The following is a 22,939-nucleotide window of genomic DNA, read 5'->3' as shown; positions in this document are numbered from 1 at the left end:
TTTTTGAATATCTGTCAAGGTTCGAGCCAGCCGCAGCGCCGACGCGAACCGGGGGAAGGTGGGGCGATCGCGCCTCCCTCCCCCATTTTTATCGGTCGAGTCCCCGGCGGGGAAGGACGTTCTCATCGAGGAACCCCTACGCCCGCACGGATTTAAGATCCGACTCGGGAAAAACTCCAGTCCGGTCTGAGATTCTTCGCCTGCCGCAAGTACGGGTGGTGAACTTCGAGGTGGGATGCGGGGAGGTTGACGTGAATCAAAAACCGAATGCACCGTTCTAAGTCACCGACCACGTGCATGTGCTGCACGTCCAACAAGGGCACATTTTCCCAGTGGGGACGCTGACGCGCGATCGCCGCCGGGAAAATCGCATCCAAATCTTTCGTCACCGAAAAAATCGCGCTGATCGTCATTTCCGGCTCGATCTGATTGCGTTTCTCCAATTCGTCGAGTAATTCAGTCACTGCCTCGCGAATGGCTTCTACTGTGTTCGCCGAAGCAGTTGTCGCTCCACGAATCGCGCGAACTCTCCACTCCACGCCAAAATCCTCCATTTTTTCTCAATTGTCAGCGATCGGGTTGCACGGACTCGGTGGCTCCCGCGATCGGGCGCCAAGGCTCCCAGTCCGCCCAGATCCGGGGAACTTCGCCAGCCTCAGCCGAGGGCGCAGTCCCCCAATCCCCCCTTAAGGTCTGTACAGCCACAACGGATGTCCACTGTGAGACAGCTCAAATTCTAACCAATTTAGACCTGCCGATACCCGAGGGGCGACCTGGGTTTGTCCGACGATCCGGGCGAGTAAAGGTTTGCGTTCTTCCAGGGTAAAACAAGTGGTTTTCTCCGGATCGAGTCCGACTAATTCCGCCGCCCACCGTCGTGCTTCTTCTTCGGTCCCGACGCGATCGACGACCCCGAGTTCCAAGGCTTGCTCCCCGGTGAAAATCCGCCCGTCGGCAAAGGATTTGACGGTTTCGATTTCGAGATCGCGGGCTTCGGCGACGGTCCGCACGAACTGGTTGTAACTCGTATCGATTAACTCTTGTAAAATCGATTTTTCCGGCTCGGTCAGTTCGCGATCGAATGACAAGATATCTTTATACGGACCGGATTTAATCGTTTTAAACGAAACGCCGATTTTGTCGAGCAGGCGTTCTAAATTATTGCCGCGCAAGATGACGCCGATGCTGCCCGTAATCGTCCCGGGATTGGCAACGATGTGGTGGGCACCCATACCGATATACACGCCCCCCGATGCCGAAACATTGCCAAAGCTGGCCACAATTTTGATTTTTTTACCCAGTTCCTTGAGGGCGTTGTAAATTTCTTGGGAGTCCCCGACGGTTCCTCCCGGACTGTCAATGCGTAACAACAAGGCGGGGAATTTTCGTTCTTCGACGGTTTTGAGCGCTTCGAGAACTTTTTTGCGCGTGGTTCCGGCAATCAATCCGGTGACTTCAATGCGAGCAATTTTTTTACGGAATTTTCTAAAGGGCCAAATCATGGGCAATTAAGCAAATCAATGATGGATGGATCGAGCGAGTCACCTGTTTCCAGAGGAAAAGTAGGGCTGGCGAGTGCGCTGGGTTGAAGCGATCGCACCTCGACGAGGGATTGACATCGACGAGATCGCGCTCAATTCTAGTTTGCCCTATTGCGAGAGAGGCGTTGCACTTTCTCCAGGGCAACCCCGGCAAGTGACCCGATCGCCGGGCCACTTTGAGGGCAATCGCTTAACATAAATACATAATTTAGTAGAATTGGGCAAATTTCTGATAGCCGTCCTGGGACGGCGCGCGCCTGTTGGCTTGATTGCTGAGTGCTCGATAAAACTTGATAACGTCTATGCAAAACCGAACGATTATCACCCAAACCCCCTTGCGTTGGTTGCTCTTGCTCAGTCCCTTCTTCTTGTGGGGAACGGCAATGGTCGCCATGAAAAGCACCATCCCCGAAACCACGCCCCTGTTTTTGGCGGGCACTCGCTTGATTCCGGCGGGGATTCTCGTCTTGGTCGTCGCCGCCTTGCAAGGTCGCCAACAACCGCAAACCCTGAAAGCTTGGTTGTGGATCGGCTTGTTTGCGGCGATCGACGGCACCCTATTTCAAGGGTTTCTCGCCGAAGGGCTAGTCCGCACGGGGGCCGGGTTGGGTTCGGTGATGATCGACTCCCAACCGATCGCCGTCGCCTTATTGTCGGCGTGGCTGTTCGGCGAAACCATCGGCTGGTTGGGGGCGATCGGTCTCGGTCTCGGCGTCGTCGGAATTGCCGCAATTGGCTTGCCCGACGAGTGGATTTTGGGCTTCGCCCGCAGTCTGGGGAACGGCGAAATTCCCCTGACGATCGCCGATGTGAACCATTTCGAGTGGGGGCGATCGCTGCTGTTGCAATTATTCAATAACGGTGAGTGGTTGATGCTGCTCGCCGCCCTGTCCATGGCCGCAGGCACGGTCAGCGTCCGTTTCGTCTGCAAACACGTCGATCCGATCGTGGCGACCGGATGGCACATGATTCTCGGTGGATTACCCTTATGGGTTCTCTCGGGAGTCAGCGAATCCCAACAGTGGGTTAATATTGACCTGTACGGTTGGTTGTCACTCGGCTATGCCACCGTGTTCGGGAGCGCGATCGCCTACGGTGTATTTTTTTACTTCGCCTCTCAAGGAAACCTCACCAGTTTGAGTGCGCTGACTTTCCTAACCCCCGTTTTTGCTCTTTTCTTTGGCAATCTCTTACTTTCGGAAACCCTTTCAGGATTACAGTGGGCGGGAGTGCTGCTCACTCTCGTTAGCATCTACATCATCAACCAGCGCGAAGTGTTGATGTCCAAGCTGGCTCAGAAGCAGGGCTTCGCCGACCGCGATCGCGAACCGATCGCCCGCACTCACAAGCACCCCTCCAAACCTGTGGAACTCCCGGTTCAGATCGCTCTCTCTCAATCCGAGTCCGAAATGACTTCGTAATTTTCCCCCAAGGTACGGGAGGCGATCGCCACGACCCTCAAAACATTGTGTCCTGGCGCGATCGGGTTTATAACGGGTAGGAATGGGCTAGCTGGTCGTCACTCTTTCACCAGAGAAGGCTGGTTGCATCTCCTCACCCTCCATCCGTTTATGACGTTAAAGCGCCACCTCTTCTTACTCGCCAGTTTCACCTGTCTTGGGATCGTCGAGAGTTCCCTCGTGAGGACATCGTTCGCCACCCCTTTGACAGAGGGTCGAGGCATGGAATCGCTTGTCAGCCTAGGAGAAATCGCCCCCCTCATCCCCGAAAATTCTGCCTTGAGCGCGGATCGCACCGCCGTGGGGGTCGGACCGTCTCCCGAACCGCTCTCGCCGACGCGAATCGCTCAGAACGACTCCGAGTCGGAGCGCCCCAAACCGAAAAAAAGCCGCTCTAAAAAAGAACTCCTCTGGTGGGCCGTCCTCGGGTTCGGAACCCTGCTCGCGGCGGGAGCCTTTGTCGGCGCCTTCTACTGGCTGACCCGCCCGTTAGAAGAAGACGAACCCTCGGAAGCCGAAGCCTTCGACGACGCACTCGCCCACAAAGATCTCGACCTCGAAGCGTCGGAGGAGATCCAGGACGAGAAGGCCCCACCGAGCGATCGCGAAGCCTCCGGCCAGGACGATCGCCCCCTCAATTTACCCCAGGCTCCGCAGATTTTTTCCAAACCGCCGCCCCCTACTCCCCCTCCTCCCGTCGATGGCGGACTCAATGGCTACAATGACGTTGCCGGATCGGACCTCTCCCCAATGGCTTCGGGAACGTCCCAGCCCCCCGCACCAGTGCCGACACCTCCCACCACTCCGATGAGGATCGAGCCAACCCACTCCCTGCCCAATATCGATCGGGTCGAAGCACTGATCGCCGAATTGCAACGCTGCGATCCCCAAAAACGCTCCAAAATCATTTGGGAGTTGACTCAGTGCGGCGATTCGCGGGCGATCGAACCGTTGGTCAATTTGATGGTAGAGTGTGATTCCCAGCAGCGCAGCGCGATCGTCGCCGCGATCGCCAAAATTGGCACCCGCGTTCTCCAACCGATGAATCGCGGCTTGAGCGTAGCCCTCAAAGATCGCAATCCCGACGTTCGCAAAAACGCGATCCGCGACATCACCTTGTTTTACGACTTAGTCTTGCAAATTAGTCAGTTCCTACAGCACGCCGTTGACGATACCGATGAAGATGTCCGTCAGGCAGCCACCTGGGCCGTCAGTCAATTGACCCGCTTTCAAGGGCGTGCCGATCTCGAAAGCCGCTCCGCATTGCCCAGTTGGAGCCATCCTCCCGAAGCTCCCGAAGATATTCCCTAAGTCGAGTTGACTCGCTCTCGATCTCATTTGATTGCCTTTATTTTTCATGCCCTCGGTCAACCCCCCCGATTCTTTAAAATTGCTCTTCGTTTCAACCCCCGTCGGTCCGCTCGGTTCGGGACTCGGGGGCGGCGTCGAACTGACTTTACGCAATATTGCCACCGAATTGCAACGGCGCGGACATCACTTAACCATCCTCGCCCCGGAAGGATCCGACCTCGGCGACTTGCCGATCGCCCAAATTCCGGGAGAACTACAGCCTACCGCCCAAACTCAGGGACGCCAGACCCCCGTCACTTTATCGGCTAATTCCGTCCTCGCCAATCTCTGGGAAGTGGCGCGATCGCGACAAAGTGAGTTCGATCTGATTTGTAACTTTGCATACGACTGGTTGCCCTTCTATTTGACCCCGTTCTTTCAGCGCCCGATCGCCCATCTGGTCAGCATGGGATCCCTCAGCGACGTCATGGATGAAATTATTGAAAGAGTCGCGATCGCTTTCCCCGGCAGTATTGGGGTTCATTCGCGAGCGCAAGCGGAAACCTTTAGTTTTGGCGATCGCTGTCGCTGTCTGTTCAACGGGTTTGACTTTGGCGCTTACGAGTTTTGCGAAACTCCGGACAATACCCTCGCCTGGGTCGGTCGGATTTCTCCCGAAAAGGGCTTGGAAGATGCCGTCGCCGCCTCACAAAAGAGCGGAATCCCCTTAAAAATTTTCGGATACTTGCAAGATAAAGATTATTGGCACAAGATCCGCGAGACCTACCCCGATGCGGCGATCGCCTATTGCGGCTTTCTCGAAACGAAACAATTGCAACGGGAATTAGGACGCAGCCGCGCCCTCTTGGTCACCCCCCGTTGGGTCGAAGCCTTCGGTAATGTGGTGGTCGAAGCCCTCGCCTGCGGCGTTCCGGCGATCGCCTACCGTCGCGGCGGTCCGGCAGAAATTGTGATTGAGGGCGAAACGGGGTGGTTAGTCGAACCCGATTCCGTCGAAGGTTTGGTCGAGGCAATTAGCCAGCTCGATCGCCTCGACCGCCGCACCTGCCGAGATCGCGCCGAAGGCCAATTTTCCGTCAGTGCGATGGGCGATCGCATGGAAAAATGGTTTGACGATTTGTGTGGTGAAGGGGGCGTCAGAATTGAAAATCGGGTCGATCTAAAACTCTAAACTCTAAACTCTAAAATTTCCCAACATGCCCTTATTTCCCCCGCCCTTACAACCGGGAGATTTACTCAAAGTTATCGCCCCGAGTGGTTGTCTCAAAGAACCGGAAATCCTCGAAAAAGGACTGGAAATTTGGCGATCGCGCGGGTTTCGCGTCGAATTCTGCCCCGGGTACGATGCACGCTGGGGGTATCTCGCCGGGGACGATCGCGATCGCCGCGAGCAACTGGCACGGGCTTGGGCCGATCCGGACTGTCGCGGGATTCTCTGCGCCCGAGGTGGGTACGGTGGGGCGCGCTTGCTCGAACGGTGGCAGTGGGAACCGATCGCATCGCCAAAATGGTTAATCGGGTTTTCCGATATCACGGCTTTGTTGTGGAGTTTGTGGGGTCAGGGAATCGGCGGCGTTCACGGTCCGGTACTGACGACGATCGCCGCCGAACCGGACTGGTCGATCGCGCGCTTGTTCGATGTCGTCGGCGGACGGGCGATCGCGCCCCTTCAAGGACGGGGGTGGGGAGGCGGCACCGCTCGCGGGGTCTTAATTCCCGCCAATTTGACCGTGGCGAGTCACCTGTTGGGAACCGCCGCCGAAGCGCCCTTAGACGGGGCGATCGTCGCCCTCGAAGATGTGGGCGAAGCGCCCTACCGCCTCGATCGCCTCTTGACCCAATGGCGGATGCAAGGCATCTTCGATCGCGTCGCCGGGATTGCCCTGGGACGGTTCAGCCAGTGCGACGAATTGGCCAAATTGCCGAGTTTTACTGTGGCCGAAGTCCTGCGCGATCGCCTGTCCGATTTAGGGATTCCCGTGGTTTCCGACTTGCCCTTCGGTCACGACGGTCCCAATGCGGCCCTTCCCGTCGGCGTCCCGGTAGAGTTAGACGGCGATCGCGGCGTGTTGGCCTTTGGAGACGGGCGATCGGGTTAAAAAACATTACAAAATCTGCTAAATTAGCCAACTCGTGGTAAGCCTTAGTGCGGCTACCAACTCGGCGAAACAAGGCATCAAATCACAATCGCTCAGTGGTAAGCTGAACAATGGCATTTAAGAACGTTTAAGGTGAACATTAGATGGCTGAATCAAGCCAGATTCCCTATCTATTAAGGGCAGCACGTGGTGAAAAATTAGACCGTCCCCCTGTATGGATGATGCGGCAGGCCGGACGTTATATGAAAGCTTATCGGGAATTGCGGCAGAAATATCCCTCATTTCGCGAGCGGTCCGAAAATCCGGACTTGGCGATCGAGATTTCCCTGCAACCCTTTCGCGCCTTTCAACCCGACGGCGTGATCCTATTTTCCGATATTTTGACTCCCCTGCCGGGAATGGGCATTCCCTTCGATATCGTCGAAAGCAAAGGCCCGATCATCGATCCGCCGATTCGCAGCGCCGAACAAGTCGAGAACGTCCATCCCCTCGATCCCGAAGCCTCCTTGCCCTTCATCCGCACGATTTTACAAACCTTGCGTCAAGAAGTCGGCAATCGAGCGGCAGTCTTGGGATTTGTCGGGGCGCCGTGGACCCTGGCGGCTTACGCGATCGAAGGTAAATCTTCTAAAGATTACAAAATTATCAAAGGGATGGCCTTCTCCAACCCCGAGATGTTACATACCCTTTTAGGCAAAATTGCCGACTCGATCGCCACTTACGTGCGCTATCAAATCGATTGCGGCGCCCAAGTCGTGCAGATGTTCGACTCCTGGGCGGGTCAACTCAGTCCCCAAGACTACGACACCTTCGCCCTGCCCTATCAAAAACGGGTCATCGAACAGGTCAAAGCCACTCACCCCGATACGCCGTTAATCCTCTACATTAGTGGCAGTGCGGGCATCCTGGAACGCATGGGTCAATCCGGCGTCGATATCGTCAGCGTCGATTGGACCGTCGATATGGCCGACGCCCGCAAGCGTCTCGGTCCCGAGATCGGCGTGCAAGGCAATATCGATCCGTGCGTTTTGTTTGGATCCCAGGAGTTCATCCGCGATCGCATCCTCGATACGATTCGCAAAGCAGGCAATCAAGGCCATATCTTAAATCTGGGTCACGGCATTCTTCCCGGTACCCCCGAAGAAAACGCCGCCTTTTTCTTTGAAACCGCCAAACAAGCCGACAAACTCCTTGCCGTTCGTGCCTGAAAGTCCCCAATTTAGGGTGTATGGGGTAGTTAACTCCAAAACAACCGAAATTTTCAGTCAAAGGCGAATGGCGAATTTGGAGGTCAATTGACGGAATTCGCTGTTCGCCACGAACTTTACGGCCAAAATTTTCGGTGACAAATCAGCCGTCAGCCTCTAAAATCTAAACGTTAAACGGCGCTCATTTACTTTCCTCTCTAACTTCACACACCTTTATTTAGCCCTAGACCTCCTGTGTTTTCCTCATACTATAAACCCAAGCGGATTTTAGTCACTGGTGCTAGTGGCTGCATCGGTCACTACGTAGTCGAAACTCTCATTCAAGAAACCGACTACGAACTCTTTTTGCTCGTGCGCGATCCCGAAAAATTGCGTGTCGATCTCGAAGCGCGTTCCGGTATCGAAATCATTAAAGCCGATATGCGCGACATCGATCGTTATAAGGATCTACTCGCCACCATTGACCTTGCGATTTTAGCCGCTACGGCGTGGGGAGGAAGTCAGGAAGTTTTCGATGTCAACGTTCTCAAAACCCTCCGTTTAATCGAAATGCTCGATCCGGAGGTTTGCGAACAAGTGATTTATTTCTCAACGGCAAGTATTCTCGATCGCAATAACGAATTGTTACGAGAAGCGGGACAACTCGGCACCGATTATATCCGCTCTAAATTCGACTGTATTCGCCGTTTCAGTCGTTTGCCCCTCGCCTCTCGAATTACGACCCTTTATCCCACGCTGGTCTTTGGTGGGGACGAACAAAAACCCCTGTCTCATTTAACTGCAGGAGTGCCACAAGTCCTCAAATGGATTAATTTAATTCGCTTTTTTAAAGCCGAGGGCAGTTTTCACTTCATTCACGCCCGCGATATTGCTAAAATCGTCCTGCATTTAGTGGAAAATCCCCCCGAACCGTCCCGTCCGTTCGTGTTGGGAAATGCCGCGATGACCGTAGACCAAGCGGTTGAAGAAATTTGTGCGGCAGTGAATAAAAGTATTGTTTTTCGCATTCCCCTGACGCCCCTTTTGGCGGATATTTTTATTACCTTATTCCGCATTCAAATGTCGTCTTGGGATGAATATTGTCTCAAGCAACGCCACTTTACCTATACCGACCCGGTGACCCCGGCGACGTTTGGGATGACGACGGAATATCCCACGTTGAGGGATGCGCTGAAAGCGTCGGGGTATTTTAAAGTAGAGTCGCCTTATTCGATGTCGGCGAATGGTTTTGACGATCCAACTCTAGACAGTTCTCAGAACGAACCGGGGACGGGAGAAGCGGAACGGGATTTTTGAGAATGGTTCTCAATTCGGTGATGGCGTAGAGGTGAATAATTGGTCGCCCTTGCAAAGATCGATCGCCAACCCGGTAAAATCTAAACTCTAAACTCTAAACTCTAAAATTCCTAAATCCCTATCTGCGGGGGGAAGCGATCGCCTCCTGGCTACGGATATGCTGGGTCTGTTGCGTTGGAAAAGGCGATGGAACGAGTGACAGTAACTCGCGCTTGGGAACTAAAACAAGGGTTAATTGATTTTATTTTAGATGCGGAAGGAGCAACGGCGATCGCCCTGGAGAAATTCGCCGCAAGACGGGGGCGGCGGGATAGTGCGGATCGTAAATATCGTTATTTATTAATCGATTCGTTTGCAATTGAAGGGAAAGTTGGTGAAAAAAGTCCTCTGGATTTATTTTTAGAAACCGAGGACAATTTGGGTCATTTATCTACAGGCGATCGCCAGCTTTTGCAAGCATGGAATCACAGTTTTACCGGACTGTTTGAAGTGCTGCAAATTTTGCCCGATGGGTTTGAAGTTAAAAACTGGCTGACGGCGAAACAATATCGACTTGAACCCAATCCCGAGAGCGATCGCGCGCAATGCGATCGCCTCCAACCGGGAGAAATGATCGCCGCGCGGATCGCACCATTAGGCGAGGATCGCTGGATGTTATTCGGTTCGTTTATTCCGAAAGGTAAACTCGGTAAACCCAAACTTGCCGTCGCTATTGGCGATTTTAAAGAACACTATCCCCATCAATTGTATGCGGACGCACCGGAATTGTTACAAGAAGCGTGGGATTCCGTCGCTCAATATCATCGAGAATTTGTGGAATATTTCGGGGGCGATCGCGTCACCTTACCCGGCTATCAACTCGATCGCAAAATTGCCGAATTGACCGAATTAGTGATGCACAAAAAGCTCGCTAAATCGGGAGTGGACGGTACAAAATCTATCGAACAATTGGCAGCAGATTCGGGAGTCGATCGCCAATCCCTTATCGAAGAAACGGCAAAAGAATCCGGCACGAGTTCGCAAGAAGTTTCGGAATTATTAGAAAAACAAGCCGAAAATAAAACAATTTTACCGAAAGTTGAATTACCCGACGCCCTCAAAAAAGCCGAAGCAGTCACTGCTTTGTCTCATCCTCGCTGGGGTCATCATTTCTTAGCCGATTATGCTAAATTTGAACATCTTTTGGAATTTCCTCAAGAAGATAGCGAATTAGCCGCTAAATTAGTCCGCCGTTATTTAGAAACTCCCGAAATTACGGTCGAAATTTGGCAGCGCTTGGCGCAGGACTACCCGAAAGCGTTGGAAAATTTGCTTGCAACGGTATTAGAACGACCCAATTTTTCATTAGAAGCGGATTTAGACGGATTAATGCAAGAATTTGACAAGCCCTTAGCGCCAGAATTACCGGGAACGGCGAGTATCCCGTTCCATTTGCACCAGTTATTTGAAAGCGCCCTCGCCGAGGTTAAAAAAAACAAATCGAAACGTAAATCTAAAGGGAAGAAAAAACCCGTGAAAGGGTTTGGTTAAAAGATGAGAATTCAGTTGGGAGTGTGGGAAATGTACAGGCGATAATCGCTGGCTTCTCCGGCACGATCGCCGATGTAAATTTGATAGGTTCCTTGAGTCCACAAACCGGACATTTCCGGACCTTGTTCGGTGTAACTGTCGGCTAATACGCAGAAGCGTCCGCCGGGTCCGTCAATTAAGAGGCTGAGATTGTTCGTTCCTTCGACGGCAATCCGCAAGTAAGGCAGATCGGCGCCGACTTCTAAAACGTGATTCGGGGTATCGCCGAGGTAGCCGCATTCGCTGTTCGTCGCTCCGCCCGATCGCCCTTCTACGACCATCGGATCGGGGGAAAATTGGGGTTGAATTTCAATGGTTTCGGCGCGCGCTGTCGGGGCGATCGCGCTGACGAGAACGAGGGCGATCGCCGTGGCGATTCTTTGATAAAGTTTGGGTTTCATTTTGCTATTGCCTCGATTTTTTTTAACCGTATTCTCTACTTCTATTTTAAGACTTCTTTACTTGGGGTTCGTTCCGGGGCGATCGCCGTCCGACGAGTCATTACAGATCTTGCGATCGCGCGGGGCAATTTCCGGGCTGAATTGTAAATAATCGGCGACCAGTTGACAGGCGCGATCGAATTCGTCGAGGGCCATCACCCGCGATCGATCCCAGACAACGACGTTGCGATCGTCCCCTCCCGAAACCAACCAGCGACCGTCCGGACTGAACTGGACGATCCGCACGGGTTCTTGGTGGCGGGCGAGGCTTTTGAGTTCCACCCCTTGGCGGTTCCAGAGTTTGACCGTGCGGTCCCAACTGGCGGTGGCGACTAACTCCCCATCGGGACTGAAGACGACTTTATCGACAATACCCCCGTGACGGTCGAGAGAAATCGGTTCGCCACCGTCCAAGGGCCACAGTTTCGCCGTTCCGTCCGCACTCGCCGAAGCCACCCAGCGACCGTCCGGGCTGAAGGCGACCCCCCAAATGCCCCCCCGATGTCCGGAAAACTGGTGTAAGAGGGTACCGTTGACATGCCAGATGCGGACGAGGTAATCTTCACTACCGGTCACCAGGCGTTGTCCGTCGGGACTGAAGGCGATCGCCGTCGCCGATTCGGGATAGTTGTCAAAGGTCTGTACTAAGGTTCCATCGAGTTTCCAGAGTTTGACGGTGTTGTCATTACCTACAGACGCCAAGCGTTGTCCGTCGGGACTGAACGCGACTTGATTCACGGCTAGGGAATGAGCGTGAAAGGATTTCAATAAGTTCCCGTCACGGTCCCAGAGTTTAATGGTTTCGTCCCAACTCCCCGAAGCGAGGGTGCGCCCGTCGGGACTGAACGCCAAGCCGACAATCCCACTCTCATGAGCACGAATGCTACGTAACAGGGTACCGTCGAGTCGCCAGAGATGGATAAATCCGTCCCAGCTACTCGATGCGAAGCTTTGACTGTCCGGGGTAAAGGCGATCGCGCGCACTTCGCTTTGGTGGGCGCGGAAAACTTGCAAAAAATCGCTGTAAAGTTTCCACAGCTTGACCTCTCCCTCAAAACTTGCAGAAGCGAGGGTTTGTCCGTCCGGACTGAAGGACAAGCCGCTAATTGGGGCTCGATGTCCGCGAAAGGTTCGTAAGAAGCGACCGTCGAGGGACCAGAGTTTGACGGTTTTATCCCAACCGCCAGAGGCGATGGTTTGTCCGTCGGGACTGACGGCGATCGCGTAAATGCTTCCTTCATGTTCGCCGAGGGTAAGGCGATCGCCCTCGTCGATCCCCAAGCGTTCCACCCGGCGATCGGCGCCTCCGGCGATCGAATATTGGCCGTCTGGGGTAAACGTAACGGCAGTGACTGGGGCATCAAAGCCTTCAAAGGTTTTGAGCAGTTTCCCCGACCGATTCCAGAGTTTGACCGTGCGATCGTTACTCGCCGAGGCAATTCTCTGTCCGTCTTGACTGAAGGCAATTTGCCGAACCGGTCCGCGATGACCGGAGAGAACGTGCTGTAAAGTTCCGTCGGTTTTCCATAATTTGACCAGTCCGTCACCACTGGCGGTGGCGACGGTTTGGGCATCAGGACTGTAGAGAATTTGCGAAATTTCGAGATCGTGGGCGGGAAAACGAGTGACAACTCGACCCTCGGTATTTAACAATTCAACTTCGCCGATGCTGGTGGCGGTCGCTAAGGTTTGACCGTCGGGACTGAAGGCGAGCGATCGCAATTCGTAACCCGGTTGCTCGATCTCGTGCAACAGTTGGCCTCGGTTATCCCAAATTCGGATTGTATTGTCCTGAGTGATGGTAGCAATCCGTTGCCCGTCGCGAGTAAAGGCAATATCCCACACCCGAGTTTCATTTTGGCTGAGGCGATTGTACTCCGTGGCGCCGTAAAAACTTTGGTTTAAGGCGGCGCTGACTTGGGTTTGTAAGGGGGCGGCGATCGCCCCTAACTGCCGAACCGCCTGCCATGCTTTCATCGCCTGGATGAGGGCATCCAAGCGCCGATCGGAGGCAAATAAGCCCTGGGAAGACGAGGTAAGGGCGTCGATTTCGCGCAAACGGGCTTGGCGATATTGCCAGTACGCCGTCCCGCCGAATCCCAAGGAGACGACTAAGGCGGCGACGGCGGTGGCGAGTAGCGATCGCTGCAACTGCGCCGTTTTCTGTTCTTGGGCGAGTCGGGCTTCGACTTCGACCAGTTTTTCCGCTTCTAATGCTTGTTGGACGGCCCGGCGATCGCTGTGTTGGCTGGCGGCTAAAAATTGATAGTCGAGATTGCTCAAACTCTTGCCCATCGACCACTGTTGGGCGTCGAGGAGGGCTTGACCCCGTAACAAGCGCGATTCGTCGGTTTTCCCCGAACGCAGCCAGGCGTTGAAGGTTTGGGAATAGGGGCGCAGTTGGTTTAACTGTTGCGCGACCCAATCGAGATCGAAAACTTGGCGGTAGATCGGGTTTCTCACCCGCAACTGACCGGAGTCTTTGACCGCTAAGCCACTGAGTAACAGTTCCATTTGTTCGCGGCTGTCGTCTACGGGAACGGGGGTATGGTGTAACAGGGTTTGGTACAACCCCAGCAGTCGTCCCGCGCGGTTTTCGTCTGCCAAACAGCGATCGCGGATCGTGCGTAAGTGTTCCGGTTCGTCTTGGGATTCCCAGTTTTCGACGATCGCCTGACGCACTAAATCGTCAATGAAGCGATCGAGGTCTTGTCGGAATAACAGGGAGATTTTGGATAATTCGACGGTCGCTAACTGACACAGTTTTTGCGTCAGAAAGGGCTGTCCTCCAGTCCACGACAAGATTTGGTTGAGAATTTTGATGGCTTTGTCGTCGCTGACGCCAAACCCTCGGGCGAGGGGGGCGGCTTCTTCTACGGTAAAGCCATCGAGGGCGATCGCCTCGCCAATATTAAAGGGGGTCCGTTGGCGATCGCGGATCAAGTCCGAAGGGGTCGCCACGCCGAAAATGGCAAAGTTCAGGCGTTGGTATTCCGGGGCGATCGCCCGTTGGTTGTAGCAAAACCGAATCCAGGCAAAAAAATCATCGACGGGAAAATCTAAGGATAAAATACTGTCAATTTCGTCGATGAAAATGAATAACCGATCTTCCGGGAATTGTTCTAATAAAAGCTCGACAAAATAACTCAAACGCTGCAATAGGGAAATATCTTCGGCTTCGCGCCACCAGCTTTTTAAATTAAACTTGCCTAACAGCCGAAATCCCTGCCACAATTCGGTGACAATCCCTTTGTACCACTGCAACGGCGTGATATTTTCACCGCCGATGCGGGTCATATCCACGCTAGTGCATTTAAACCCTAGGGTTTCTAAACGATGGCGGGTTTTGACTAACAGCGACGATTTCCCCATCTGTCGCGCGTTGAGAATATAGCAAAAATCCCCTCGCTTCAAGCAATTGTAAAGATGGCGATCGGCTTCCCTTTCGATGTAAGTCGGCGCATCATTCGCCAGGGAACCGCCAACTTGATACGATAGTTGTTCGATGTTACCCATTCGCTTCAATGAGGGGGGAGATATTGCTTTTAATATACAGCTAAACTATTGTATCTTTTATATTCCTCTTCGGAGATTATTGATTGTCCATCGCCGCCGATCGCCGACCGGGGGGCGATCGGGCTTTACGGAATCGCCGCGCAATGACATACTCAAAAAATATAAACTTGTCAAACTCTTTGAAATCAAGGAATTAAGTTCATGTCAGCATGGCCGAGTTTGGTGACGATCGCCAGTCTGATTCTCTACCTGAGTGTGATTATTAATGTGGGTAGAGCGCGAGTTAAATATAAAATTCCCGCCCCTCAAACCTCTGGAGATCCGGATTTCGAGCGCGTTTTTCGCGTCCAACAAAATACTTTAGAACAGCTCGTTTTATTTCTCCCTGCATTATGGTTGTTTTGTGAATTTATTAATCCCATTTGGGGCAGTGGTTTGGGATCTTTGTGGATTGTGGGCAGGATCGTTTATGCCTGGGGCTATTACAAGGCACCGGAAAAGCGATCGATCGGGTTTGCGATCGGTTCCCTCACCAGTTTGGTCTTGATTCTCGGCGCCTTAATTGGGGTCGTGATTCGACTGCTGGCAACGGGAGCGATCGAATAAATAAGAATTGAATTAAAAGGGGCGATCGCTTCCTTGCTTAAAGGATTTCACCCTAATCTTTTGAATTTATAAAGGTTAAATGGATCTCGATCTTTAACGGTGGCGATCGCCGTCAATTCGGTTTTCCCATCATTCCAGTTTGGGAAAGGTTCACCTGTTATATGCCCTGTTTTTATGCCCTGTTTTTGCCCGATTTGCGATCTCGAATACGACCCCGAAACCGTTCGGCGATGTCTCGGGTGTGGTTGGGATTTAACGCCGCTTCCAGGAAGCCCGCGCAGTCCCCTTTATCGTGCCTTTCTCGACAAGCAACAACAGCAGATTCATTGGGCGATTAAACTCTGGGTTCGCGATCGCGTTGGGCGAGAATATCGGCAGGAATATCGCGATCGCCCTTCGCAAACCGACTACATAACAGCGATCGCCCGTTTGGAAGCGAAAATCGATCGCCTCGATCGCGCTGTGGAAGAATCTCATCGAGAACGATCGGAAATCAAACAACAATTGCAACAACTTTTAGCGACGTTCGATCGCCAGTCCTTCGACGAAATTAAGGCTCAGTTAAGCCAGATTTACCAATATTTTAATTCCGAAACTGAAGCGGAAGAGCCAGAGCATCCCTATCCGAGTTCCGAGGTCGGAATCGATTACACGGAACTGTTAAATTTACTGGCGGCGGGAGAGTGGCAACAGGCGGATGAAATGACCCGATCGCTGATGTTAACGGCGGGCGATCGTCAAAAGAAAGGCTATTTGAATTGCGAAGATCTCGAATATTTCCCCAGCATGGATCTCGGGACGCTCGATTGGGCGTGGCAGACTTATAGTTATGGGCGCTTTGGGTTGCGGGTTCAGCGAACAGTTTGGCAGGAAGTCGGCGGCGATTATACGGCATTTTGCGATCGCGTCGGTTGGCGCGATCGCGAGAATTGGTTGTACTACGATGAGGTCGATTTCTCGTTAGAAGCCCCTCCCGGACATTTGCCGATTTTCGCTTGGCAACAGCGCGCCTGTTATGGGACGGGAGAGGTAACGGCGGCGGAACTTTTAGAAGCGGCGATCGCCCGTTTTAACGATTGAAAAGTCCTTACAATAGAAACAACAGCCTCAAAATTAATTGAATTTAGGACAATTTCATGCTCACTGCTACTCCAGTCCGGGAAATTATTGAAAGACAACGGCAATTTTTCGCGACGGGTCGGACGAAATCGGTTGACTTTCGCATCGAACAACTCAAAAAGCTCAAACAAGCCATTCTCGACCACGAAGCAGAGATTATCGCGGCGGTTCAAGCAGATTTGAGAAAACCGCATTTAGAAGCGTATTTAACCGAAATTGGCAGCGTTAGCAAAATCGATTACGCCCTCAAACAGATTAAATCGTGGGTCAAACCGCAAAAAGTGGCGACGGGAATCGAACAATTTCCCGCTTCGGCGCGGGTTTATTCCGAACCGTTGGGGGTAGTTTTAATTATCAGTCCCTGGAATTATCCGTTTAATTTGGCGATCGAACCCTTAATTGGGGCGATCGCGGCGGGAAATTGCGCGATCGTCAAGCCTTCCGAGGTTTCGGCGAATACGTCGCGGATGATTGCCAAATTGTTTGGCGCCGTCTTCGATCCGGGTTACATCAGCGTGGTGGAGGGAGATGCGGAGGTCTCTCAGGGGTTACTCGCAGAGAAATTCGACCATATCTTTTTTACCGGAGGAACGGCGATCGGCCAACGGGTGATGGAGGCGGCGGCGAAACAGTTGACTCCGGTCACGTTGGAACTCGGCGGGAAAAGTCCGTGTATTGTCGATACTCAGATTAATTTGGAAACGGCGGCGACCCGGGTAACCTGGGGTAAGTTTCTCAATGCGGGACAAACTTGCATCGCGCCGGATTACTTACTCGTCGATCGCCGGATCCAGGCGGATTTCGTCGCGGCAATTCAGCAAAAGTTACATCAATTTTTCGGGCCTAGCCCCCAAGAGAGTCCCGATTTTGGGCGGATTGTCAGTGACAAGCATTTTCAAAGGCTTGCAAGTTTACTGCAAGATGCTCAAATCGTGACGGGGGGCGAACTCGACCCGGGCGATCGCTACATCGCGCCGACCCTGGTGGAGAACGTCGCTTTAGACGCGCCGCTTATGCAAGAGGAAATTTTCGGGCCGATTTTACCGATTATTCCTTACGATCGCTTCGACGAGGCGATCGCGATCGTCAACCAACGTCCGAAACCCCTCGCGTTGTACCTGTTCTCGAACGATAAGGAAAAACAGGCGCGGATTGTCCGAGAAACCTCCTCTGGAGGAGTCTGTCTCAACGACACGATTATGCATGTGGGGGTCGCGGAACTCCCGTTCGGTGGCGTCGGTCCGAGTGGTATCGGCGCCTATCACGGAAAAGCCAGTTTCGATACCTTTTCCCACCGCAAAAGCGTTTTGAAAAAGTCTTTCTGGCTGGATCTCGACCTGCGTTATCCCCCTTATGTCGGGAAGTTGAAACTGGTTAAAAAGTTTTTGGGCCAGTAGGATGTTGTAGGATTTTGTGAAAACCTTGCAGTAGGGGTGAAGAATGGGCGAAACATGGGCGTGCATATTTTTCACCTATTTTTCACCTATTTTTCGCCCCTACACCCTTATTCCCAACTCCGTCGCCGTTAGAATAACGCATTGCTGTAGCGTTCTTCCGCCCACGGTTCGCCCCGTTTGTGGTAGCCGTTGCGTTCCCAAAATCCCGATTCTTCCTTATCGAGAAATTCGAGTCCGTTAATCCATTTGGCACTTTTCCAGGCGTAGAGATGGGGAACCACCAGACGCATCGGTCCGCCGTGTTCCGCCGGGAGGGGTTCGCCAAACAGGGTATGGGCGAAAAAGTTTTCTTCGCGGGCGAAATCTTCCAGGGGGAGGTTGGTGGTGTAACCGCCGTAGCAATGTTCCATGACGTGAACCGCTTTGGGGTCGAGTTCGACCTGTTGGAGAAAGTCGGTGACTTTAACCCCGGTCCACTTGACATCGAGTTTGGACCAGCGCGTTACGCAGTGGAAATCGGCGGTAAACTCGTGTTGTGGCATCGCCATAAAGTCTTTCCAGGTAAAGGTTTTCGGCGTTGCCAACCCCCAGACTTTAAATTCCCACTCGTCGGTGGACAGTTGTGGGGTATCGCCGTAAGTCAAAACTGGAAAGCCATTGGTCAAATGCTGACCCGGCGGGACGCGATCGCCCAATTCCGGACCGGGTTTTTTAAAAAATTTGCCCAACATGGTTCTCGAACAATTGCACCAGTATTAGGAGCAGTATACCCCGGACCGAACCGATCGACATGAGAGAAAACCTCGGAAGAAAGCGGTTTTAGCTGGCGAGGCGATCGATTTCTTTGTTGGCGCCGATAACTACCATTGCCGTTCCTTTATGCAGGCGCATCGTCGGCGGGGGGTTGATCTCAAATTTGTTTTCCAACCCGACGGCGAGGACGGTCAGACCGTAGCGTTTGCGCAGTTCCAGTTCGGAAATGGTTTTTCCGTCGAAGTGTTCGGGGACGAGAACTTCGACGATGCTGTGGTCGGTGTCGAGCTCAAAGCGATCGAGAATGCTGGGTTTGGTCAGCGATCGCGCTAAGGCGCAACCCATTTCTCGTTCGGGAAAGACGACGTGATCGGCGCCGACTTTATTGAGTAATTTCATGTGGGTTTCCGAGGACGCTTTGGCGACCACGTGTTTGACCCCCGCTTCTTTGAGGTTGAGGGTGGTGATAATACTCTGGGCTAAGTAATTCCCGATCGCCACGATCACGGTATCGAATTCGGTCAGTCCCGCCTCTTCCAAGGAATTGGGTTCGGTGGTGTCGAGTTGGACGGCGTGAGAGGCAATTTGATCGTTGAGGGCTTGGTTGACTTTTTTTTCATCGCTATCTACGGCGAGCACTTCGTAACCTAAACCGTGTAAGGTCAGACAGACGGCCCGACCGAAACGACCTAAGCCAATCACGGCGAATTGGCGGTTCTCCGAACGCAAACTGCGAAAGAAACTCAAAGACGATAGATTCACACTGCTTAACCTTTGGCAACTGAAAACAGAGGGGAAAAATTGGTGCCACCATCCGGGGCGATCGCCCGCTACGCGATCGATCCGTCTTTAAGACTATCAAGAACTGGGCGACGGCGCGATCGGGAGGGAATCGGGGCTAACCCACGAGTAGATCTTCCTCCGGATAACGGATCGTCGTCGGTCGCGGGTCGCCATGCAACGCACTCATTAACATTAAAATTCCCACCCGCCCGACGTACATCGTCACGACTAAAATCAGTTTGGCAGGGGTGGACAAACTCGCCGTAATTCCCATGGACAGTCCGACCGTCGCAAAAGCGGAAACCACCTCGAACATGATTTCGATAAACGGTAAATTCGGATCGGTCAGGGTGATTAAAATAATGGCGGCGATCGTGGTTCCAATCGACCCGACGACGACGCCAACCGCTTTTAAAATCATTTCCACCGGGATTTGGCGCTGAAAACATAACGCCTGTTCCCGCCCTTGTAAAACGGCTTTCGTACAAATCACTAAAATCCGGGCCGTGGTGGTTTTAATTCCCCCTCCCGTACTTCCCGGCGACGCCCCCACAAACATGAACGGAATCGTGATAAAAATAGCCGCCGGGGTCATCGCGGCGATGTCAATACTGTTAAATCCGGCGGTTCGTGTCGTCACCGACTGGAACCACGCCCCCAGTAATTTTCCCTCGAAATTTAACGGTGCTAAGGTGTCGGGATTGTTGACTTCCGTACTGAAAAATGCGAGAGTTCCGACGATTAATAAAAATAAGGTCGTCGTGGTTACGATTTTGAAATGTAGGGAAAATAATCCCCGTTCCGATCGCCGGGTGAGGCGATCGCGCAACCACAGAAACATCGCCATAATGACTTGATAGCCGATTCCACCGAAAATAATCAGCAAACTAATCGTTAAAATTAAAATTGAAGAATCGGCATAGCCCATCAAACTGTCTGAAAATAAACTAAATCCAGCATTGTTAAAGGCGCTGATACTGTGGAAAATAGACAGCCACAAGCCATAGTTAAAGCCATGCTTCGGTACGAACACTAACAAGAGTAAGAAAACTCCCGTCAGTTCGAAGACTAAGGTCATCGCAATAATCGATCGCACCAACCCGGCTACCCCAGCCATTCCCGGCGTATCTAAAGACTGCTGGATAGCCAGTTTTTCTTTCAGTTTGAATTTTCGACCCAGTAACAACAGTAAAAACGTCGTTGCGGTCATGTAACCTAAACCGCCAACCTGAATTAATAAGGCAATTAAAAACTCGCCAACTGGCGAGTAATAGCTACCCGTATCGACCACAATTAAGCCCGTCACGCAGACCGCAGAGGTCGAGGTAAACAATGCCGTTACGAAATTGTTCCAAGACCCATCGCTAGTGGAAATTGGCAGCATCAATAAAATAGTGCCGATGCTAATTACTGCCAAGAATCCAAGACAAATTGTTCGAGAAACAGTCATTGAGGATGTTAGATTCTAGATTTTAGATTGGGAGATCGACAAACTCTTTTTCACCCCGTTTACTGAGAGGCAATTCAGTCAAACCGATCGGAAATAAGAGTTCGATCGCGATCCAGGTCTGAGATTTAGATAAATTGTATCAGGTTAAGGAAAAACTCGGAATCTGGCTGACGGGCGATCGTGCCAAAAATCCCGACATAACGACCGTTCCTTTTTAACCATCATTTAGAAAAATAAGGGTTGACCAAAAGGATCCTAGATAGATGATTCATTTAAATGTCAATCATCTCTGGGTCGTCCCCAGGATTTTATTGAAACTCTATCAATAATCTGGTAATTTAAAGAAACATTCGATTTGATTTCGATTTTCCGGTTCTGTCGGCTAAATTTTTATATTTTAAAACGGTTCTTCTACTGAGTCAATTCCCATGAATTCTACACTTTACGAAAATATCCAACAATTCTACGATGAATCTTCGACCCTGTGGGAAAGCATTTGGGGAGAACACATGCACCACGGTTATTATCCTTCTCCAGACGAGCGATCGCGCGATCGTCGCCAAGCCCAAATTGATTTGATTGAAGAATTGTTGACTCAAACCTCCCTCCATTTATCCCAAGATTTAAACACCCTAACCCACTCGATTTTAGATGTCGGATGTGGAATCGGCGGCAGTAGCCTTTATTTAGCAGAAAAATTCGATGCTACCGTCACCGGAATTACCCTCAGTCCGGTTCAAGCACAACGCGCTAACGAACGGGCAGAAGCTGCGGGATTGGATTGCAATTTTCAGGTCGCCAATGCTTTAGAAATGCCCTTTGAAAATAATTCTTTTGACTTGGTGTGGTCTTTGGAAAGTGGCGAACACATGCCGAATAAAAAGCAGTTTTTACAAGAATGTTACCGCGTCCTCAAACCCGGCGGGACGTTTATTTTTGCTACCTGGTGTCACCGCAATGTTGCCCCTCCCGAACCCCCGTTAACTGAGTCCGAACGCCGCCATCTCGCCAATATTTATCGTGTTTATTATTTGCCCTACGTAATTGCCTTGAACGAATACGAACAAATAGCCGAGGCGATCGGATTTTGCCAGATTCACACCGAGGATTGGTCGGCAAATGTTGCCCCCTTTTGGGATCGAGTCATCGAGTCGGCTTTAGAACCTCAAATTTTATTAGAATTGTTATTTTCTGGGTGGAAAACGATTCAGGGGGCGTTAGCTTTGGGTTTGATGCGTGATGGCTATAAACGCGGTTTAGTGCGCTATGGGGTATTATATGGAAGTAAGTAAATTGTTTTGATTTTGTCGATAGCGGGTAAAATGCCCGCACTATAAAATCTATATAGATCCTGTTTTTGTCAACAAAAAAATTGTTTGGATATGAATGGTTCTTTATTATCGTTGAATGGAAATTTGTATGCTTTTTGGAAGTTTTCTCGTCCGCATACAATTATCGGAACGACATTAAGTGTATGGGGATTGTACGCGATCGCGATCGCCCTCACCGGGAGTTCGATCGCCCCTGAAAACTTGTTTTATGCTAGCTTAACTTGGCTGGCGTGTTTGTGTGGCAATATCTACATTGTCGGCTTAAATCAACTCGAAGATATCGAAATCGATCGCATCAATAAGCCCCATTTACCGATCGCCTCCGGAGAATTTACGGTCAATCGAGGACGGGCAATTGTTGCCATCACTGGGGTTAGTGCGATCGCGATTTCCTTACTTCAAGGTCCTTGGTTATTCGCTACGGTCGGAATTAGCATTGCCCTCGGTACGGCGTATTCTTTACCGCCAATTCGCTTAAAACGGTTCCCGTTTTGGGCATCTTTCTGTATTTACACCGTTCGCGGGATTATTGTTAATTTAGGGCTGTTTTTACACCATCACTGGCTACTGACTCATCCGGAAAACGTAACCGGAGAAGTTTTCGATATTCCTCTCGCAGTGTGGACGTTAACCCTATTTATTTTAATTTTTACATTTGCGATCGCCATTTTCAAAGATATCCCGGACATTGAAGGCGACAAACAATATAATATCACCACATTTACGATTCGCCTCGGCGCCCCCGCCGTCTTCAACCTTGCCCGATGGACGATAACGGTGGCTTACCTCGCCATCTTGTTAGGCGGTTTATTTTTATTTGTCACTGTCAATCCCATTTTTCTAATCGCTTCCCATCTTGTCGCCCTCAGTTTACTGTGGTGGCGAACCCAAAAAGTGGATTTGAAAGAGCGATCGCAAATTGCCAGTTGTTATCAATTTATCTGGAAACTCTTTTTTCTAGAGTATCTGATTTTTCCCGCCGCTTGTTGGTTTTAAAAACATAGACCTATCCAGAACAAATGCTTAAATCGAGTCGCCAAATCCCCGGAGGAACACGGCA

At 51.7% G+C, this 22,939-nt stretch carries 20 protein-coding genes; 13 read left to right on the top strand and 7 right to left on the bottom strand.

Features of this window, described 5'->3' with window-relative positions; translation table 11 throughout:
* Positions 1-3 precede the first annotated feature (3 nt).
* Positions 4-156, top strand: a complete 153-nt coding sequence (locus JJD41_RS12540) for a hypothetical protein (RefSeq protein ID WP_200666357.1) — start codon at positions 4-6, stop codon at positions 154-156.
* Here the strand turns inward: JJD41_RS12540 and aroH are convergent.
* Both aroH and sppA read right to left on the bottom strand, forming a co-directional pair.
* Entirely contained in the window at positions 153-554 is a 402-nt protein-coding gene (aroH, locus tag JJD41_RS12535) for a chorismate mutase (protein WP_168567576.1), read from the bottom strand. The two genes, JJD41_RS12540 and aroH, sit on opposite strands and share 4 nt — an antisense overlap.
* A 132-nt stretch (positions 555-686) precedes the next feature.
* Entirely contained in the window at positions 687-1,502 is an 816-nt protein-coding gene (sppA, locus tag JJD41_RS12530) for a signal peptide peptidase SppA (protein WP_200666353.1), read from the bottom strand.
* A gap of 341 nt (positions 1,503-1,843) precedes the next feature.
* Between sppA and JJD41_RS12525 the strand changes: the two genes are divergently transcribed.
* The 7 genes from JJD41_RS12525 to JJD41_RS12495 all read left to right on the top strand — a co-directional run bounded on the left by JJD41_RS12525 (position 1,844) and on the right by JJD41_RS12495 (position 10,445).
* Positions 1,844-2,962: a DMT family transporter gene (locus tag JJD41_RS12525; RefSeq protein ID WP_200666351.1), complete on the top strand. Its 1,119-nt coding sequence runs from the start codon at positions 1,844-1,846 to the stop codon at positions 2,960-2,962.
* 261 nt (positions 2,963-3,223) lie between these two features.
* Positions 3,224-4,312, top strand: coding sequence for a HEAT repeat domain-containing protein (locus tag JJD41_RS12520; protein ID WP_200666349.1), 1,089 nt, complete (start codon positions 3,224-3,226; stop codon positions 4,310-4,312).
* A gap of 46 nt (positions 4,313-4,358) precedes the next feature.
* The gene (locus tag JJD41_RS12515) at positions 4,359-5,483 is read left to right on the top strand and encodes a glycosyltransferase family 4 protein (RefSeq protein WP_200666346.1); all 1,125 of its coding nucleotides are present in this window, start codon (positions 4,359-4,361) and stop codon (positions 5,481-5,483) included.
* Between the two features lie 25 nt (positions 5,484-5,508).
* On the top strand, positions 5,509-6,411 hold the full coding sequence (locus JJD41_RS12510; protein WP_200666344.1) for a S66 peptidase family protein: 903 nt from the start codon (positions 5,509-5,511) through the stop codon (positions 6,409-6,411).
* Between the two features lie 143 nt (positions 6,412-6,554).
* Positions 6,555-7,619 carry a uroporphyrinogen decarboxylase gene (gene hemE, locus JJD41_RS12505; protein WP_200666342.1) on the top strand — a complete coding sequence of 355 codons (1,065 nt, stop codon included), beginning with the start codon at positions 6,555-6,557 and terminating at the stop codon, positions 7,617-7,619.
* Between the two features lie 234 nt (positions 7,620-7,853).
* Positions 7,854-8,915, top strand: a complete 1,062-nt coding sequence (locus JJD41_RS12500) for an NAD-dependent epimerase/dehydratase family protein (protein WP_200666340.1) — start codon at positions 7,854-7,856, stop codon at positions 8,913-8,915.
* 195 nt (positions 8,916-9,110) lie between these two features.
* Complete coding sequence (locus JJD41_RS12495) at positions 9,111-10,445, top strand: hypothetical protein (RefSeq protein WP_370583799.1); 1,335 nt, start codon at positions 9,111-9,113, stop codon at positions 10,443-10,445.
* An 11-nt stretch (positions 10,446-10,456) separates the two neighbouring features.
* On the opposite strand, the gene JJD41_RS12490 is transcribed toward JJD41_RS12495, so the two are convergent.
* Both JJD41_RS12490 and JJD41_RS12485 read right to left on the bottom strand, forming a co-directional pair.
* The gene (locus JJD41_RS12490; protein WP_200666336.1) at positions 10,457-10,885 is read right to left on the bottom strand and encodes a hypothetical protein; all 429 of its coding nucleotides are present in this window, start codon (positions 10,883-10,885) and stop codon (positions 10,457-10,459) included.
* A gap of 57 nt (positions 10,886-10,942) precedes the next feature.
* Entirely contained in the window at positions 10,943-14,440 is a 3,498-nt protein-coding gene (locus JJD41_RS12485) for a WD40 domain-containing protein (RefSeq protein WP_200666334.1), read from the bottom strand.
* A 201-nt stretch (positions 14,441-14,641) separates the two neighbouring features.
* Between JJD41_RS12485 and JJD41_RS12480 the strand changes: the two genes are divergently transcribed.
* The 3 genes from JJD41_RS12480 to JJD41_RS12470 all read left to right on the top strand — a co-directional run bounded on the left by JJD41_RS12480 (position 14,642) and on the right by JJD41_RS12470 (position 17,562).
* Entirely contained in the window at positions 14,642-15,046 is a 405-nt protein-coding gene (locus JJD41_RS12480) for an MAPEG family protein (RefSeq protein ID WP_200666332.1), read from the top strand.
* A gap of 174 nt (positions 15,047-15,220) precedes the next feature.
* Positions 15,221-16,126 (top strand): GUN4 domain-containing protein, encoded by a 906-nt coding sequence (locus JJD41_RS12475; RefSeq protein ID WP_200666330.1) that lies wholly within the window; start codon positions 15,221-15,223, stop codon positions 16,124-16,126.
* A 56-nt stretch (positions 16,127-16,182) separates the two neighbouring features.
* Entirely contained in the window at positions 16,183-17,562 is a 1,380-nt protein-coding gene (locus tag JJD41_RS12470; RefSeq protein ID WP_200666328.1) for an aldehyde dehydrogenase, read from the top strand.
* A 128-nt stretch (positions 17,563-17,690) separates the two neighbouring features.
* Here the strand turns inward: JJD41_RS12470 and JJD41_RS12465 are convergent, their stop codons facing one another.
* The 3 genes from JJD41_RS12465 to JJD41_RS12455 all read right to left on the bottom strand — a co-directional run bounded on the left by JJD41_RS12465 (position 17,691) and on the right by JJD41_RS12455 (position 20,548).
* A complete protein-coding gene (locus JJD41_RS12465; RefSeq protein WP_200666326.1) occupies positions 17,691-18,293 on the bottom strand; it encodes a sulfite oxidase-like oxidoreductase in 603 nt (200 codons plus the stop codon).
* An 88-nt stretch (positions 18,294-18,381) separates the two neighbouring features.
* Positions 18,382-19,077, bottom strand: coding sequence for a potassium channel family protein (locus JJD41_RS12460; RefSeq protein WP_168567556.1), 696 nt, complete (start codon positions 19,075-19,077; stop codon positions 18,382-18,384).
* Between the two features lie 136 nt (positions 19,078-19,213).
* Positions 19,214-20,548, bottom strand: a complete 1,335-nt coding sequence (locus tag JJD41_RS12455) for a TrkH family potassium uptake protein (protein ID WP_200666324.1) — start codon at positions 20,546-20,548, stop codon at positions 19,214-19,216.
* A 428-nt stretch (positions 20,549-20,976) separates the two neighbouring features.
* Between JJD41_RS12455 and JJD41_RS12450 the strand changes: the two genes are divergently transcribed.
* Positions 20,977-21,840, top strand: coding sequence for a methyltransferase domain-containing protein (locus JJD41_RS12450; RefSeq protein ID WP_200666322.1), 864 nt, complete (start codon positions 20,977-20,979; stop codon positions 21,838-21,840).
* Positions 21,841-21,930: 90 nt separating this feature from the next.
* A complete protein-coding gene (locus JJD41_RS12445; RefSeq protein WP_200666319.1) occupies positions 21,931-22,875 on the top strand; it encodes a homogentisate phytyltransferase in 945 nt (314 codons plus the stop codon).
* The last annotated feature ends 64 nt before the right edge of the window (positions 22,876-22,939 follow it).

The sequence above is a fragment of the Oxynema mangrovii CENA135 genome, assembly GCF_016632315.1.
Classification (GTDB): domain Bacteria; phylum Cyanobacteriota; class Cyanobacteriia; order Cyanobacteriales; family Laspinemataceae; genus Oxynema; species Oxynema aestuarii.
This window is presented reverse-complemented; position numbering and strand designations above follow the sequence as displayed.

What these genes read in the sequence shown, in the direction of transcription:
- JJD41_RS12470 (WP_200666328.1), top strand. Translation starts at nt 16,183, where the DNA reads ATGCTCACTGCTACTCCAGTCCGGGAAATTATTGAAAGACAACGGCAA.
- JJD41_RS12475 (WP_200666330.1), top strand. Translation starts at nt 15,221, where the DNA reads ATGCCCTGTTTTTGCCCGATTTGCGATCTCGAATACGACCCCGAAACC.
- JJD41_RS12485 (WP_200666334.1), bottom strand. Translation starts at nt 14,440, where the DNA reads ATGGGTAACATCGAACAACTATCGTATCAAGTTGGCGGTTCCCTGGCG.
- JJD41_RS12480 (WP_200666332.1), top strand. Translation starts at nt 14,642, where the DNA reads ATGTCAGCATGGCCGAGTTTGGTGACGATCGCCAGTCTGATTCTCTAC.
- JJD41_RS12525 (WP_200666351.1), top strand. Translation starts at nt 1,844, where the DNA reads ATGCAAAACCGAACGATTATCACCCAAACCCCCTTGCGTTGGTTGCTC.
- hemE (WP_200666342.1), top strand. Translation starts at nt 6,555, where the DNA reads ATGGCTGAATCAAGCCAGATTCCCTATCTATTAAGGGCAGCACGTGGT.
- JJD41_RS12465 (WP_200666326.1), bottom strand. Translation starts at nt 18,293, where the DNA reads ATGTTGGGCAAATTTTTTAAAAAACCCGGTCCGGAATTGGGCGATCGC.
- JJD41_RS12520 (WP_200666349.1), top strand. Translation starts at nt 3,224, where the DNA reads ATGGAATCGCTTGTCAGCCTAGGAGAAATCGCCCCCCTCATCCCCGAA.
- JJD41_RS12450 (WP_200666322.1), top strand. Translation starts at nt 20,977, where the DNA reads ATGAATTCTACACTTTACGAAAATATCCAACAATTCTACGATGAATCT.
- sppA (WP_200666353.1), bottom strand. Translation starts at nt 1,502, where the DNA reads ATGATTTGGCCCTTTAGAAAATTCCGTAAAAAAATTGCTCGCATTGAA.
- JJD41_RS12445 (WP_200666319.1), top strand. Translation starts at nt 21,931, where the DNA reads ATGAATGGTTCTTTATTATCGTTGAATGGAAATTTGTATGCTTTTTGG.
- JJD41_RS12510 (WP_200666344.1), top strand. Translation starts at nt 5,509, where the DNA reads ATGCCCTTATTTCCCCCGCCCTTACAACCGGGAGATTTACTCAAAGTT.
- aroH (WP_168567576.1), bottom strand. Translation starts at nt 554, where the DNA reads ATGGAGGATTTTGGCGTGGAGTGGAGAGTTCGCGCGATTCGTGGAGCG.
- JJD41_RS12455 (WP_200666324.1), bottom strand. Translation starts at nt 20,548, where the DNA reads ATGACTGTTTCTCGAACAATTTGTCTTGGATTCTTGGCAGTAATTAGC.
- JJD41_RS12515 (WP_200666346.1), top strand. Translation starts at nt 4,359, where the DNA reads ATGCCCTCGGTCAACCCCCCCGATTCTTTAAAATTGCTCTTCGTTTCA.
- JJD41_RS12490 (WP_200666336.1), bottom strand. Translation starts at nt 10,885, where the DNA reads ATGAAACCCAAACTTTATCAAAGAATCGCCACGGCGATCGCCCTCGTT.